This is a genomic window from Litchfieldella rifensis (genome assembly GCF_042646605.1).
Classification (GTDB): Bacteria; Pseudomonadota; Gammaproteobacteria; order Pseudomonadales; family Halomonadaceae; genus Litchfieldella; species Litchfieldella rifensis.
Window position 1 is genome coordinate 178,703 of record NZ_JBHRUG010000029.1, and the last position, 15,650, is coordinate 194,352.

At 63.7% G+C, this 15,650-nt stretch carries 14 protein-coding genes; 13 read left to right on the forward strand and 1 reads right to left on the reverse strand.

Going from position 1 to position 15,650, the window contains the following annotated elements:
* The first annotated feature begins 72 nt into the window (after positions 1-72).
* The 4 genes from ehuR (at position 73) to ACFOEV_RS15380 (ending at position 4,459) form a co-directional block, all read left to right on the forward strand.
* Positions 73-1,479, forward strand: a complete 1,407-nt coding sequence (gene ehuR, locus ACFOEV_RS15365; protein WP_386775479.1) for a MocR-like ectoine utilization transcription factor EhuR — start codon at positions 73-75, stop codon at positions 1,477-1,479.
* Between the two features lie 27 nt (positions 1,480-1,506).
* Positions 1,507-2,436 carry a 2-hydroxyacid dehydrogenase gene (locus ACFOEV_RS15370; RefSeq protein WP_386775481.1) on the forward strand — a complete coding sequence of 310 codons (930 nt, stop codon included), beginning with the start codon at positions 1,507-1,509 and terminating at the stop codon, positions 2,434-2,436.
* A gap of 110 nt (positions 2,437-2,546) precedes the next feature.
* Positions 2,547-3,116, forward strand: coding sequence for a nicotinamidase (locus ACFOEV_RS15375; RefSeq protein ID WP_386775483.1), 570 nt, complete (start codon positions 2,547-2,549; stop codon positions 3,114-3,116).
* Positions 3,113-4,459: a nicotinate phosphoribosyltransferase gene (locus tag ACFOEV_RS15380; RefSeq protein ID WP_386775485.1), complete on the forward strand. Its 1,347-nt coding sequence runs from the start codon at positions 3,113-3,115 to the stop codon at positions 4,457-4,459. The genes ACFOEV_RS15375 and ACFOEV_RS15380 overlap by 4 nt, the downstream gene beginning before the upstream one ends.
* 6 nt (positions 4,460-4,465) lie before the next feature.
* On the opposite strand, the gene ACFOEV_RS15385 is transcribed toward ACFOEV_RS15380, so the two are convergent.
* The gene (locus ACFOEV_RS15385) at positions 4,466-5,026 is read right to left on the reverse strand and encodes a DJ-1/PfpI family protein (protein ID WP_386775486.1); all 561 of its coding nucleotides are present in this window, start codon (positions 5,024-5,026) and stop codon (positions 4,466-4,468) included.
* Between the two features lie 251 nt (positions 5,027-5,277).
* Between ACFOEV_RS15385 and ACFOEV_RS15390 the strand changes: the two genes are divergently transcribed.
* The 9 genes from ACFOEV_RS15390 (at position 5,278) to ACFOEV_RS15430 (ending at position 15,591) form a co-directional block, all read left to right on the forward strand.
* Entirely contained in the window at positions 5,278-5,889 is a 612-nt protein-coding gene (locus ACFOEV_RS15390; protein ID WP_386775488.1) for a hypothetical protein, read from the forward strand.
* Positions 5,890-6,034: 145 nt separating this feature from the next.
* Positions 6,035-6,961 (forward strand): lysine exporter LysO family protein, encoded by a 927-nt coding sequence (locus ACFOEV_RS15395; protein WP_386775490.1) that lies wholly within the window; start codon positions 6,035-6,037, stop codon positions 6,959-6,961.
* Between the two features lie 269 nt (positions 6,962-7,230).
* Positions 7,231-8,499 (forward strand): ABC transporter substrate-binding protein, encoded by a 1,269-nt coding sequence (locus tag ACFOEV_RS15400; protein WP_386775492.1) that lies wholly within the window; start codon positions 7,231-7,233, stop codon positions 8,497-8,499.
* A 14-nt stretch (positions 8,500-8,513) separates the two neighbouring features.
* Positions 8,514-9,488 carry a carbohydrate ABC transporter permease gene (locus tag ACFOEV_RS15405; RefSeq protein ID WP_386775494.1) on the forward strand — a complete coding sequence of 325 codons (975 nt, stop codon included), beginning with the start codon at positions 8,514-8,516 and terminating at the stop codon, positions 9,486-9,488.
* Positions 9,485-10,327, forward strand: coding sequence for a carbohydrate ABC transporter permease (locus ACFOEV_RS15410; protein ID WP_386775496.1), 843 nt, complete (start codon positions 9,485-9,487; stop codon positions 10,325-10,327). Before ACFOEV_RS15405 ends, ACFOEV_RS15410 begins: the two co-directional genes overlap by 4 nt.
* Positions 10,328-10,348: 21 nt before the next feature.
* On the forward strand, positions 10,349-11,962 hold the full coding sequence (locus tag ACFOEV_RS15415) for an alpha-glucosidase (protein ID WP_386775498.1): 1,614 nt from the start codon (positions 10,349-10,351) through the stop codon (positions 11,960-11,962).
* Positions 11,963-12,009: 47 nt separating this feature from the next.
* Positions 12,010-13,116, forward strand: a complete 1,107-nt coding sequence (locus ACFOEV_RS15420) for an ABC transporter ATP-binding protein (RefSeq protein ID WP_386775500.1) — start codon at positions 12,010-12,012, stop codon at positions 13,114-13,116.
* A 47-nt stretch (positions 13,117-13,163) separates the two neighbouring features.
* Positions 13,164-14,468 carry an ABC transporter substrate-binding protein gene (locus tag ACFOEV_RS15425; protein WP_386775502.1) on the forward strand — a complete coding sequence of 435 codons (1,305 nt, stop codon included), beginning with the start codon at positions 13,164-13,166 and terminating at the stop codon, positions 14,466-14,468.
* Positions 14,469-14,523: 55 nt separating this feature from the next.
* Positions 14,524-15,591 (forward strand): LacI family DNA-binding transcriptional regulator, encoded by a 1,068-nt coding sequence (locus ACFOEV_RS15430; RefSeq protein ID WP_386775504.1) that lies wholly within the window; start codon positions 14,524-14,526, stop codon positions 15,589-15,591.
* Positions 15,592-15,650 lie beyond the last annotated feature (59 nt).

Sequence of the window (15,650 nt, forward strand, 5' to 3'; positions counted from 1 at the left end):
AATTTCCAGTCAATGTCCTACCGCTGATATTAGCATTTACGCTGAGCCCCCCGTCAAAGGCTTTATTGATTCATGACAATTGACCTGACCCCCTATCTGCCGAAGCAGGGCCCCAAGTACCTGGCCATCGCCCGCGCCCTCTCGGAAGCGATACGTCAGGGCGATCTGATCCCCGGCAGCCGTCTCCCGCCACATCGGGAGTTGGCCGAGACGCTGGGCGTCAGCGTACAGACCGTTTCACGCGCCTATGCCGAAGCGGAAAAGATGGGGCTGGTGCAGGCCCGAGTCGGCAGCGGCACCTGGGTCAATGCCTTCGACGATGGCCGTGAATCGGAATACCTGCGCGGCCTGGAGCCACGCTACGAGAGCCCGTTGATCGATCTGTCGATCGCTCACCCGGTATGCCCTCCGCGTCATCACCTGCGCTTTCGCGAGGCCCTGGCCGAACTCTGCGAGCATGCCAGCCCGGAAGTGATCACCGCCTGCCGTCCGATCGCCGGACTGGTCCACCAACGCGAACGCGCCAACGACTGGTTGCACAGGCGCCTGAGCGTGCCCGGCGACGTGGACGACCGCATCCTGTGCAACGGCGCCGCCCATGGTCTGATGCTGGCAATCGCGACCGTCGTCCAGCCCGGTGACATCGTGCTCACCGAGGCCTTGACCGACCATGGCCTGATCGCACTGTCGCGCACCCTTGGCTTCCAGTTGCGCGGCGTCGCCATCGACGACGAAGGAGTGATCCCCGATGCCCTGGAAATCGCCTGCCAGCGCTTTGGTCCGCGCGCCGTGTGCCTGACACCCACCCAGTTGAACCCCACCGGGGCGACCATGAATGCTCGCCGACGCCATGCGGTGGCCGAGGTACTCCATCGTCACGGCGTCTGGTTGATCGAGGACGATGTGCATGCCCTGCTGGAGCCCCCTGGCCTGATACCACTGGCTGCACACCTGCCACGCCAGACATTTCATGTCACCAGTCTGACCAAGGTCACGGTCCCGGGGTTGCGGGCCGGTTACCTGAGCGTGCCGCGTTCTCAATTGCACCACACCCTGCCGCGCCTGCGTGCCACGAGTTGGATGGCGACCCCTCTGATCTTCGAGATTGCCGATCTATGGCTGGCCAACGGCACGGTCGAAACCCTGGCATTCGAACAACGCGAACTTTTGGCCGAACGTCAGCAACTGGCCGCGCGCCTGCTGGGTGCCCACTCACTGTCATCGCGCCCCAGCAGCCTGCATGTCTGGCTGTCACTACCGAGCCTATGGCGCGCCGAAGAGCTGCAACAGCAAGCCGAGCAGGAAGGCCTGGCCATCACCACCGCCCAGCCCTTCATGGTTGAACAGACCCCACCACCGAGCCGCGTACGCTTGAGCCTGGGGGCCGAGTCGGATATCGGCCGGCTGGAAGAAGGCTTGCAACAATTGGCTGGCTTGCTTGACGAGGCACCACCGCCCATGATGCAGATCGTGTATTGAAACACCGAGCCGCAGAGGGAGGATCCGATGCGTATCCTGATTCATATCGACGACGCCGACCAATGGCGCGAAGCCCTGGCCAGCCGCCTGCCGGAGGCCGAGATCTTCACCAGCGATCAGGACGCCGTCGACGATATCGATTACCTGGCGGTATGGAAGCCACCGGCAGCGCTCCTCGAGCGTCAAGCTCGGGTCAAGGGCATCGTCAATCTCGGCGCCGGGGTCGATGCCCTGCTGAACAATCCCGGGCTGCCGCAGGACGTGCCTATCGTCAAGCTGCGCGATGCCGGCATGGGCGAATTGATGGCCGACTATGTGCGCTATGGCGTGCTGCATTTCCAGCGCGACTTCGACCGCTACCAGCGTCAGGAAGCCAGCGCCGAGTGGCGCGAGATCCCGGTCGTCGCCAAGGTCGACTGGGGCGTCGGCATCCTCGGTCTCGGCGCCATCGGCACCCATGTCGCCCAGTCGCTGGCGGCGGACGGCTTTTCCGTGCACGGCTGGAGCCGTTCGCCCAAGCAAGTCGAAGGCGTAACCTGCCACCATGGCGATGACGGACTCAACGAATTGCTGGGCCGGGTGCGGACGCTGGTGACGCTGTTGCCCGACACGCAGTCGACCCGGCACATCGTCAACGCCGACACTCTTGCTGCCTTGCCAGAAGGCGCGACCTTGATCAACCCCGGTCGCGGCCCCCTGGTCGATGAAAGCGCCCTGCTCGAGGCCCTGGGTCCCGGCCACGAGGAAGGCCGATTGCGTGGTGCCATCCTCGACGCCTTCCCCACCGAGCCGCTGGCAGCCGACAATCCGTTGTGGGCGCATCCACGGGTGAGAATCACCCCCCATATGGCCGCGCCGACCCTGATCGAGGAGGCCGCCGATCAGGTCGCCGACACCTTACGCGCCTGGGAGGCCGGAGAGCCCGTGACCACTGTCGACCGCGAGGCCGGCTATTAACGGCTCGAAGGGAGCGGGCCTATCGTTACCGAATCCTACAAAGGCAGCCGTCGACGCGTTACGCTGATAGATAAGCATTGCCACTTTGGATAATCCAAGGGAGGCCAGTGATGACTCAGACACAAGTGACGTATCGCCCCTCCGACGTGTTACTGATCGTCGATATGCAGAACGACTTCTGCGAGGGTGGCGCGCTGCCCGTGACCGGCGGTAATGCTCTGGTCCCCGGCATCAATGCCGAAGCAGAAACCGCAAGCCGAGCCGGCGCGCTGATCGTCGCCTCGCGCGACTGGCACCCCGTCGACCATTGCAGTTTCGACAGCCAAGGCGGTCCCTGGCCGGCACACTGCGTGCAGGACACGCCGGGCGCCGCCTTCCATCCCCAACTGGAATTCCCCGAAGGTACCGTCAAGGTCAGCAAGGGCACTGCCTTCGACCGCGATGCCTATTCGGCCTTCGACGGCACCGGCCTGGCCGGCTTTCTCCAGCGTCGTGGCATCGAGAGGGTAGTGGTCTGCGGCCTGGCGATGGATGTCTGCGTTCGTGCCACGACACTGGATGCCCTCAAGGCCGGCTTCCCAACCTGCCTGCTCGCCGCTCTGACCGAACCGGTGTCGTCCGAGCAGCGCCAGGCATGTGAGGACGAGCTTCGCGAGGCGGGCGGAGAGGTCGTGATATGAAGCATCCCTCCCCGGCCTGCGTGGCCGACGACGACCTGGCATTGCTCACCGACCTCTACGAGCTGACCATGCTCCAGGCCTACTGGTGGGAAGGCATGCACGAGCGTGGCGTGTTCAGCCTGTATTTCCGCAAGCTGCCGGAGCCACGCAACTTCATGCTCGCCTGTGGCCAGCAGTACGTCGCCGAACTGGCTACCCGCCTGCGCTTTCCTCCGGCAAGCCTGCAGCGTCTGGCCGACATCGACCTGTTCGACGACGGCTTCCTCACCTGGCTGGAGAACTTTCGTTTCTCGGGCGATATCTGGGTCGTGCCAGAAGGCACGCCGGTATTCCCCAACGAGCCGCTGATGGAAGTCGAGGCCCCCATCGCCGAGGCCCAGTTGCTGGAGAGCCTGGTCCTCAATCAGGTTCAGCTCGAAACCGTGCTGGCCTCCAAAGTGGTGCGCCTGGTCATGGCCGCCGAGGGACGACCGGTCATCGATTTCGGCATGCGCCGCATGCACGGAATGGATGCCGCCATACGCGGCGTGCGTGCCTACCGCACGGCGGGCCTGGCAGGCACCAGCAACGTCCTGGGGGGGCTGATCCATGACCTGCCGCTGCGCGGCACCATGGCCCATAGCTATGTACTGGCCCACGACGACGAGCGCGACGCCTTTCGCCAATTCGCACGATTCTACCCGGGCACCACCCTGCTGGTGGATACCCATGACACGCTGGCCGCGGTACGCAAGGTCATCGACCTGATGGCCGAGGAGCCCAGCCTCAAGGTCGGCGCCATTCGCCTCGATTCCGGCGACCTCGGTGCCTTGGCCCGGGACTCACGCCGATTGCTCGATGAAGCCGGCCACCAGGACGTGAAGATCGTTGCCAGCAGTGGACTCGACGAGCACAACATCGCCGAACTGGTGAAAACAGCGGCTCCCATCGATGCCTTTGGTGTGGGCACCTCCATGGGCGTGTCGCAGGATGCCCCGGTGATCGACCTCTCCTACAAGTTGGTGGAATATGCCGGCAAGCCGCGCATGAAGCACTCGCCCGGCAAGATCAACCTGCCGGGGCGCAAACAGATCTACCGGCGCCGCGACACTCAGGGCTACTACAGCGGCGACCTGATCGCCCTGCGGGATGAAGCGATCGACGCGGGTGAACCCCTCTTGACCCCGCTGGTCACACAGGGCCAGATCGATGAAGCCACCCTCGCGGAAGCCGACCGCGCCCGTAAACGGGTTCAACAGATCCTGCCCCACCTGCCACCCGCAGTGCGCAGTCTCCATCCCGCCGACCCAGCCTATCCGGTCGAACTCAGCGAGGGCCTGAAACGCCTGCAACGGCAGCAGTGATGACATTCACTGCAATAAGGCGTTGAACTGCTTGAGCCATTCCGGGTGCGCCGGCCAGGCCGGTGCGGTGACCAGCGTGCCGCTGGTAATCGCCTGATCGACCGCGATATCGGCATAGTCTCCACCGGCCAGACGCACTTCCGGGGCGCAGGCCGGATAGGATGACACCCTGTGCCCCTCCAGCGACACCGCCGCTGCCAGCAACTGGGCGGCATGACAGATCGCCGCCACCGGTTTCTCGCGCTCGACGAAGTGGGCCACCAGTTCCAGCACCCGTTCGTTGAGACGCAGGTACTCAGGGGAACGACCGCCGGGAATCACCAATGCATCGTAGTCGGCAGGGGCAATCTCGGCGAAGGTGGCATTCAGGGTGAAACGGTGGCCAGGCTTCTCGGTATAGGTCTGATCGCCCTCGAAGTCGTGGATGGCCGTCTTGATGCTATCGCCTTCACGCTTTTCCGGGCACACCGCCTCGACGCCATGCCCCATCGCCTGCAGGGCCTGGAAGGGCACCATGATCTCGTAGTCCTCGACAAAGTCACCGGCAATCAACAGGATTCTGGCCATGAGAAAAGCTCCCGTGCGTGGGGACCCGCCTGACGCGGTACAACCGCCGCTACCGACGTGTCCAAGGATGGTAAGCCATAGCGTAGCCGAGCCTGTCAAACGCGCAATGATCATGCACGGCGGAACCTTTCGCCGCACCGATTCATCACAGCGGGAGTGCTTGTCTCGATATGGTGAAGACGTCCATGCCCCCTGTACTGCGAACCTTCCTGTTAGGTATAACAATCACTTCGATGCTGGCGAGCACTGCCATGGCTCGTGAACCGGTTGCCCCTCGCCCTTTCGCCGCCAGCTATCGTCTGGAAGTCGACGGCTGGCCCCATGCTCGCATCAACCATCAGTTGTCGCGTCACGGCCCTCATTGGCAGAGTGACATGCGTGCGACCATCTCCATAGCCCGCGGCAATGAGAGCAGCCGCTTCCGGGTCGGCGATGACGGCATTCGTGCCACTGCCTACCGCAGCGGCTACTCATTGCTGGGTATCGGTGACAAGTATCAGCTAGGGCACGATGACCTCGCTGCGCTGCCCGACCGCCAGGCAGCACTATTCGAACTTTCGCGTCAAGCGGTGAAGGCCCAGTGCAATGCGAACCACTCACCGTGCGAGCTACGCTATCTGGATCACAAAGGGCGCGAGGAAGTACTTCGCTATCGCATTGTCGAGCGTGGCGAACTAGCCTTGCCGGCCGGTGAATTCGACGCCGTAACCATCGAAGCCTGGGATCCCGAGCACCCCGAGCGCCAATTGATCTTCAACTTCCATCCCGAGCTGCCCGGCCTGCTGCTGGCGGTGGATTACCATCGCGATGGCGAGCGCAAGAGCCGCTTGACTCTCACTGAATTGAATCTAGATCGGCGCTGAACATCGGCGGCGCTAATGGGGTATCAGCGGAAATCACTTCCCGGCCATCCGTCCAGACCTTAGAGTAAGCGACCGGCAGCCATATGGCTGCCGTTCTCGTTCTGCGCTGGCTTTTGCCTGTGCTGTGCTGCCAAGGGAAGGTGCCATGCTGTCCGGACTACTGATCGTGCTGTTGCCACTGCTGCTGGGGTACCTGGTGCCGGTACGCCATGACGGACTGATGGCCGTGATCAATCGCGCCGTGAACGCCTCGGTCTACGTCATCCTGTTGCTGATGGGCATCAGCCTGGCCGGGCTGGACGACCTGGGCCATCAGTTCTCGCGAATGGGGGGCCAGGCCGCACTGTTGTTCGCAATCACTGCGGCCTGCAACCTGGTTGCCCTCTGGTGGCTGTCGACGCGGCTGCGCTGGCGCGCTGGTAACTCGCCGGCGATCAAGGACGCTCCCACCAGCAAACTGGCGGCGATGCTGGGCTCTCTGGCCCTGGTAGCGGTAGTGGCCGGCGGCGTTGCGCTGGGGCTGATGTGTCGCCTGGCCGGTATCGATAGCGCCTACCCCATCGCCGAGTGGCTGGCCGAATGGGTGCTCTACGTTCTGCTGGCACTGATCGGCTGCCAGCTCCGGAACTCCGGCATGCCCCTGCGGCAGATCCTGCTCAACCGTCATGGCCTGGCGATCGCCAGCACGGTCGCGGCCAGCTCGCTCGTTGCCGGCCTGCTGGCGGCACCATGGCTCGAGTTACGCTGGAATCAGGGGCTGGCCATGGCCGCCGGCTTCGGCTGGTATTCGCTGTCGGGCATCCTGATCGGCGATCAGCTTGGCCCAGTGCTTGGCGGTGTGGCATTCTTCAACGACCTGGCCCGCGAACTGCTGGCCTTTCTGCTGATCCCGCTGACGATTCATCGCGCCACACCACTCGCCATCGGCTACGGCGGCGCCACCGCCATGGACTTCACCCTGCCGGTGATCCAACAGCACGGTGGCGTGGCCTGCGTGCCCGTGGCCGTGGTCAGCGGTTTCATCCTATCGCTACTGTCGCCGCCGCTGATCCTGTTCTTCCTCTCCCTATAACGGCCACTCCCGCAGCCCGCAGCCCGCAGCCCGCAGCCCGCAGCCCGCAGCCCGCAGCCCGCAGCCCGCAGCCCGCAGCCCGCAGCCCGCAGCCCGCAGCCCGCAGCCCGCAGCCATTATCCTAAAGTCTAGGTTGAAGTCCACCCCATCAAGCGGCTAACTGTGCGAACGTTATCTTAAACGATTAAGACAACCTTTAATCAGTACCACTGGCAATCTCATTCATCATGATAACCAGCGACAACAACAAGCCAACGAGGAAGACACCCATGCTCAAGAAACTGATTCCCGCCATCGCCCTCGCCAGTGCCGCCGGTGTCGGTACCACTCATGCCCAGGCCGCCGACCTGACCATCTCCTGTGGCGCCGTGGGTGCTGAACTGGCACTTTGCCAGCAGGGCGTCGAGGCCTGGGAAGAGAAAACCGGCCATAGCGTCGATGTCGTCTCCACGCCCAATTCGTCGACCGAGCGTCTGTCGCTCTATCAGCAGATTCTTTCCTCCCAGTCCAGCGACATCGATGTGATGCAGATCGACGTGGTGTGGCCGGGGCTGCTGGCCAATCATCTGCTCGACCTCGGCAAGACCCTCGGTGAAGACGCTGCCCAGGGCCATTTCGAGGCCATCGTGACCAACAACACCATCGATGATCGCCTGGTGGCCATACCCTGGTTCACCGATGCCGGCGTGCTCTACTATCGCCAGGATCTGCTCGAGAAGTACGGCCATGACGTTCCCGAGACGTGGGAAGAGATGACTGCCATCGCGAGCGAGATCCAGGCTGCCGAGCGTGAGGCCGGCAACGACAAGATGTGGGGCTATGTCTTTCAGGGCCGCGCCTACGAGGGCCTGACCTGCAATGCCCTGGAGTGGGTCGCCAGCCACGGCGGCGGCACCCTCGTCGACACCGACGGCGAGATCACCATCGACAACGCTGAGGCCGCCGCAGCGCTCGACCTGGCCGCCACCTGGATCGGCGACATCTCCCCGGAAGGCGTGCTCAACTACACCGAGGAAGAGGCCCGTGGCATCTTCCAATCCGGCAATGCGGTGTTCATGCGCAACTGGCCCTATGCCTGGTCACTGGCGCAGAGTGAAGATAGCGATGTGCGCGACAAGGTCGGCGTGGTGAAGCTGCCGCATGGTGCCGAAGGCGACAGTGCCGCCACTCTGGGCGGTTGGAACCTGGCGGTTTCCAAGTACACGCAGCATCCCGAACTCGCCGCCGAGCTGGTGGCCTACCTGACCTCCGAGGCCGAACAGAAGCGTCGTGCCATCGAGGCCTCCTACAACCCCACCATCGCTGCGCTCTACCAGGACGAAGAGGTCCTGGCGGCGGTGCCCTTCTTCGGCACTCTCTACGACACCTTCACCAAGGCCGTCGCTCGCCCTTCGGCGCCCACCGGCGACAACTATGGCCGCGTCAGCAACAACTTCTTCAACGCTGTGCATAACGTGCTGTCCGGCAATCAGAGCGGCGCCGAGGCCGTCGCCCAGTTGGATAGCGAATTGTCCCGCATCAAGCGTCGTCGCTGGTAACCCGGGAGGCACCCATGTCCACTCCAGTCACCGCTAGCGCACCCCAACGGGTGCGCCCCCCACGGGCGAGTTATCGCGCCACCAAGGTCCGCCGTCAGCGTGTGCGAGCCGCCTGGCTATTCCTTGCCCCAATGCTGGTGGCGCTGGCCCTGGTGGCCGGTTGGCCGCTGCTGCGCACCTTCTATCTCAGTTTCACCGATGCCTCGCTGTCGGATACCGCTGGCGCCCTGTTCATTGGCTTCGAGAACTATCTGGTCTATGACGACGGCGCCTGGTACGGCCTGCTCACCGATCCGGTGTGGTGGCGCTCGGTGTGGAACACCCTGTTCTTCAGCGTGGTCTCGGTGTCGTTGGAAGTGGTCTTCGGCATCATCGTCGCACTGCTGCTCAATGCCGAATTCAAGGGCCGCATCCTGGTTCGCGCCGCGGTACTGATCCCCTGGGCGATCCCCACCATCGTCTCGGCCAAGATGTGGGCCTGGATGCTCAACGACCAATTCGGGATCATCAATCATATGCTGCTGGCGCTCGGCATCATCGACTCGCCCATCGCCTGGACCGCCAACGCCACCTACTCCATGTGGGCGGTGATCATGGTCGACGTGTGGAAGACCATTCCCTTCGTCGCCCTGCTGGTGCTGGCCGCATTGCAGATGTTGCCCAAGGACTGCTACGAGGCCGCCGAGGTCGACGGCATCCATCCGGTCAAGGTGTTCTTCCGCGTGACCCTGCCACTGATCACCCCGGCCCTCCTGGTGGCAGTGATCTTCCGCTTGCTCGACGCCCTGCGCGTATTCGACGTCATCTATGTGCTGACATCCAACTCCACCAGCACCATGACCATGTCGATCTATGCCCGTCAGCAACTGGTCGAATTCCAGGACGTCGGCTATGGCAGCGCCGCCTCGACCCTGCTGTTCCTGATCATCGCCTTGGCCACCGTGATGTATCTGTACCTCGGCCGCCGTCAACTGGGAGTCGACCAATGAATCAGCGTCAGCTCTTCAAGCTACTCAAACGCCTCGGGTTCTGGGCATTGATCGCCGTGGTGATGGTATATGCCATCTTCCCCTTCTACTACGCCGTGATCACCTCGCTGAAACCGTCCAGCGAACTGTTCCGCGTCGACTTCTGGCTGTCGTCGCTGGATTTCAGCAACTACGTGCAGATCTTCAGCCAGAAGAGCTTCGTGCGCGCCATCTTCAACTCCATCCTGGTGTCGCTGAGCGTGGTGTTCATCGCCCTGCTGTTGGGCATCACCGCCTCCTATGCCTTGGGTCGGGTGCGCTTTCGTGGCCGCACCACGGTGATGCTGGTGATCCTCGGGGTGTCGATGTTCCCTCAGGTGGCGGTGCTTTCCGGGCTGTTCGAGGTCATCCGCAGCCTGAACCTCTACAACAACCCGGGCGGCCTGATTCTCAGCTACACCATCTTCACCCTGCCCTTCACCGTCTGGGTGCTGACCACCTTCATGCGCCAGCTCCCCATGGAACTGGAAGAGGCGGCGATCATGGACGGTGCCACACCCTGGGTCACCATCACCAAGGTGTTCCTGCCGCTGATGTGGCCGGCCATGGCAACCACCGGCCTGCTGGCCTTTATCGCCGCCTGGAACGAGTTCCTGTTCGCCCTGACCTTCACCCTCACCGACAGCCAGCGCACGGTGCCGGTGGCCATCGCCCTGATCTCCGGCGGCAGCCAGCACGAATTGCCCTGGGGACCGATCATGGCCGCCTCGGTCACCGTCACCGTGCCGCTGGTCATTCTGGTGATGATCTTCCAGCGGCGCATCGTCTCCGGCCTGACTGCAGGCGCAGTCAAGGGTTAACACTCATCAATGGATATTCGCATGCAAGACAGCACCTCGTGGTGGCGCGGCGGCGTCATCTATCAGATCTACCCGCGCAGCTTCATGGACGCCAACGGCGACGGTATCGGCGACTTGCGCGGGGTTACCGATCGACTCGACTATGTCGCGAGTCTGGGCGTCGACGGCATCTGGCTGTCGCCGTTCTTCACCTCGCCGATGCTGGATTTCGGCTACGACATCAGCGACTACCGCGATGTCGACCCGATGTTCGGCACCCTCGACGACTTCAAGGCGCTGTTGGCGCGTGCCCATGCCCTGGGACTGAAGGTGATCATCGACCAGGTCATCAGCCACACCTCGAATCAGCATCCCTGGTTCCAGGCGAGTCGCCAGGATCGCACCAATGACAAGGCCGACTGGTACGTGTGGGCCGATCCCAAGGCGGATGGCACGCCGCCCAACAACTGGCTGTCGATCTTCGGCGGGCCTGCCTGGACCTTCGACTCGCGTCGCCGCCAGTACTACCTGCACAACTTCCTGTCCAGCCAGCCGGACGTGAATTTCCACAACCCCGAGGTCCGCCAGGCACACCTCGACAACATGCGTTTCTGGCTGGAACTGGGGGTCGACGGTTTCCGCCTCGATACCGTCAACTTCTACTTCCACGACCGGGAACTGCGCGACAACCCGCCGGTGCCAGCGGGGGAAAGCAAGACCCTGGGCGCCCCGGATACCAACCCCTACACCTGGCAGCGCCATGTCTACGACATCAGCCGTCCGGAAAACCTCGCCTTCCTGCGCGACCTGCGGGCCCTGATGGACGAATTCCCCGGCACCACCACGGTGGGCGAGATCGGCGACGACAACCCGCTCGAACGCATGGCCGAATACACCGCCAACGGCGACAAGCTGCACATGGCCTATACCTTCGACCTGCTCAACGAGCCACATTCGCCGCGCTATATCCGCGAGGTGATCGAGCGCTTCCAACGCCTGGCCGGCGACGCCTGGCCATGCTGGTCGCTGTCCAACCACGACGTGACGAGAAGCGCGACGCGTTGGGGTCAGAGGGAAGACCCCAAGGCCTATCCCCGGATCGCCCTGGCCATGCTGCTGTCGCTGCGCGGCAGTGTCTGCCTCTACCAGGGCGAGGAGCTGGGTCTGCCCGAGGCCGAGGTACCCTTCGAGTGCATCCAGGACCCTTATGGCAAGGCGCTGTGGCCGGAGTTCAAGGGGCGTGACGGCTGCCGGACCCCCATGCCCTGGCGTCAGGCGCCGCTGGCCGGTTTCTCCGAGGCCGAGCCGTGGTTGCCGATAGAAAAGCGCCACCTGCCGCTGGCCGTAGAGACGCAGCAGGATGACCCTGCCTCGACGCTCAACGCCGTGCGACGGCTGCTCACCTTCCGCGGCCGGCATCCGGCGCTGTTCGACGGCGACCTGGTCCTGGTGGACCTGGGGGAAGATCTGCTCGGTTTCATTCGTGATGGCCATGGCGAGCGGCTGCTGTGTGCCTTCAACCTGACGGGGGAGGCGCTGGTCACCACGCTGCCGGAGCACGGCAGATTACTCGATGGCCACGGTTTCCAGGCCACTCTCGAGGGCAGGCGCCTGACCCTGCCGCCTTATCAAGCCGCCTATCTCCAACTCGGCTGACAACACACAATCATGCCGGTCCGCAATGACCGGCGGGGAGTCGCAAGATGGCAAGCGTGACCCTGGAAAAGATCAACAAGATCTTCGGCAGCACCCACATCATCAAGGACGTCGACCTGCAGGTCGGCAACGGTGAGTTCGTGGTCTTCGTCGGCCCTTCGGGCTGTGGCAAGTCGACCCTGTTGCGCCTGATCGCCGGCCTGGAGTCGATCACCGGCGGCGAGCTGAGAATCGGCGACACGGTCGTCAACGACCTGCCGCCGCGCGAGCGCGGCGTGGGCATGGTGTTCCAGTCCTATGCCCTGTATCCGCACATGACGGTCTACGAGAACATGGCCTTCGGCCTCAAGCTGGCCAAGACCGACAAGCAGACCGTGGAGCAGCGGGTGCTGGAAACGGCGCACATCCTGCAGCTCGAGGAGCTCTTGCAGCGCAAGCCCAAGGAGCTCTCCGGGGGCCAGCGCCAGCGAGTGGCCATGGGGCGCGCCATGGCCCGCGAGCCGCGCATCCTGCTGTTCGACGAGCCGCTGTCCAACCTGGATGCTTCGCTGCGCGTGCAGATGCGCAACGAGATTGCCCGGCTGCACCATCGCCTAGGCTCCACCATGGTCTACGTCACCCATGACCAGGTCGAGGCCATGACGCTCGCCGACAAGATCGTGGTGCTGCGCGACGGTCGCATCGAGCAGGTCGGCAGCCCCCAGACCCTCTATCAACAGCCTGCCACCAAGTTCGTTGCCGGTTTCATCGGCTCGCCGACCATGAATTTCATGCCGGCGGAGCTCATCGGTGGTTCCGCGGAGGGTTGCCGGGTACGCGCCCCGGGCCTGGGCGAACTGCCCCTCCCCCAGAGCGCCGACGGCCAGCAAGCCGGAGCCGGTTTGACCCTCGGCGTGCGTCCCGAGCACCTGCGCCTGGCCGAGGCGGAAGGCGACAACAGCTTCGAGATCGTCAACGTGGAGTACCTGGGCAATGAGGTCTATGTCTACCTCGAGCCCAAGGCCGGCGACACCCTGTTGATCCATCGCAGCGAAGCACCGAGTCGTTGGAAGGTCGGCCAGCGGGTGGCGCTGGTGCCCGAGCTCGAACATGTCCACCTGTTCGATGGTAACGACAAGGCGCTAGCGCTCGCCAAGCAAAGTCAGGCCGCCTGAAGAAATCACTCAGGTCCTCCAACAAGCACAATACGGGGAGTTCGCCCATGCCTCTTGTATCGACTCACTCCTTATCGGCCACCAGCCGCCTGCTCAGAGGCGGTGCCGGCGCACTGTTGCTGAGCGGTATCGCATTGGTCGGTCAGCAGGCCCTGGCGGCAGAGATTTCCATTGCCTGCGGATCCGGCGATGCCGCCGACTACTGCCCGGTGCTCGCCCGACAGTGGGCCGAGCAGACCGGCCATCAGGTCAATGTCATCTCCACTCCCAACGCCACCACCGAAAAACTGTCGCTCTACCAGCAACTGCTCAGCAGCCAGTCCAGCGATGTCGATGTGCTGATGATCGATATCGTCTGGCCTGGCCTGCTCGACGACCATTTGGTGGATCTCGGCGACTACCTGCCCGAAGCTGCCACCGACGGCTTCTTCCCGGCGCTGATCGACAACAACACCATCGATGGTCGCCTGGTGGCCATGCCCTGGTATACCGACGCCGGGTTGCTCTACTACCGCCAGGACCTGCTCGACAAGTACGGCCATGAGGTGCCCGAAACCTGGCAGCAACTGACCGAGATCGCCCGCGAGGTACAAGCCGCAGAACGTGAGGCCGGCCACAGCGACTTCTGGGGCTATGTGTTCCAGGGTCGCGCCTACGAAGGCCTGACCTGCAACGCCCTGGAATGGGTGGCGAGTCATGGCGGCGGCACCCTCGTCGATGCCGAGGGCGAGGTCACCGTCGACAACTCCCAGGCCATCGCTGCCTTGGAGCTTGCCGCCTCCTGGATCGGCGACATCTCGCCGGAAGGCACCCTCAACCATACCGAGGAAGAGACGCGTGGGGTTTTCCAGTCCGGCAACGCACTGTTCCTGCGCAACTGGCCCTATGTCTGGTCGTTGGCCCAGAGCGATGGCAGCGCAGTGCGCGGCAAGGTGGGCATGGCGACATTGCCGCATGGCCCTGAGGGTGAATCGCGCTCGACGCTGGGCGGCTGGAACTTCGCCGTCTCGCGCTATTCGGAGCATCCGGAACTGGCCGCCGACCTGGTCGCCTACCTCACCGCCAAGCCGCAGCAGAAGGCGCATGCCATCGAGATGGGCATGAACCCGACCATCGAGTCGCTCTATCAGGACGAGGAAGTGCTGGCCAGCAACCCTTCCATGAGGGACCTCTACCAAACCCTGGCCAATGGCGTGCCACGCCCGGCTTCCGTTACCGGCGACGCCTATGCGCGGGTCTCCAATGCCTTCTTCAACCGCACTCACCAGGTGCTCTCCGGTGACATCGACGCTGCCAGTGCGGTACGGCAGCTTGACTCGGAACTCAAGCGCCTCGGCCGTCGCGGCTGGTAAATCGCCCTATCGCCCCGGCAGCCGGAGCGGTATCCTTGACGTTGGATTGCTTAGCATGGAAACGAACGTGACCCTACCGCCACGCCGCATCACGCTCAAGGATCTGGCTGCCGAGCTCGGCGTGTCCACTGCCAGCATCTCCAATGCCTTCAACCGGCCCGACCAGCTCTCGCCGAAACTGCGCGAGCGCATTCTCAGCGAGGCCCGGCGCCTGGGCTATTCGGGTCCGGATGCCAAGGCTCGCAGCCTGCGCACCGGCCGCTCACGGATCATCGCCGTGGTGCTCGCCGAGAGCCTGACCTACAGTTTGAACGATGCCGTAGCCAGCGAACTACTGACAGGGATCGCCGAGGTGCTCGATGTTCACGGCCATACCCTGCTGTTGTTGTCGGGCCGCCAGCACATCTCTCAGGCACCCGGTTCATCGAGCATGGCCGACGGCTTCATCGCCTACGGCTTGATGCCGCCGAGCCTGATGCTGCTCGCCGACCTTCCCGCCCAGCATCCTTTGGTGGCGGTGGACTTCACTCCCGAAGGCTATCCCACGGTGCATATCGACAACGAGCCGGCCAGTTACGCCATCGCCTGCCATGCCCTCAAGACCCTGCCGCAACGACCGGCGGTGGTCACCCTGCGCCTCACCAAGGAGCCCTGCAATGGGCGCATCACCGACGAGTATGAGCCGTTGCCGGCTGAGCGCACCATCACCCGCTCGCGGCTCGCTGGCTTCCAGCGGGCCTTCTCGGAACATGGCATCGACCCAGCCCAGGTGCCGATGTGGAACATCGAGGAGAACACCTACGAGGTCTGCGCCCCGGTGCTCGAGGAGATCCTCGACCTGCCCGACGACCAGCGCCCCGACCTGCTGCTGTGCATGTCGGATCGCATCGCCCTGACCGCCCTGACGCTGGCCGAACAGCGCGGTCTGCGTATCCCCGAGGACCTGCGCCTGACCGGGTTCGACGGTATCGCCGAAGGCCAGTACCGTGCGCCACGCCTGACCACGGTGCGCCAGGACAGCGTCGAGAAGGGCCGGCTGGCCGCCAGGATGATCCTCGGCCTGGCACCTCGAGAAGCGAAGGTGCTGACCACCGAGCTGCTGATCGGCGAAAGCTGCCCCTGATCGTGCTTTCCCGTGGGGTTGCCCACGCTTGCACCTTGCTTGCACACTTTATGACCAAT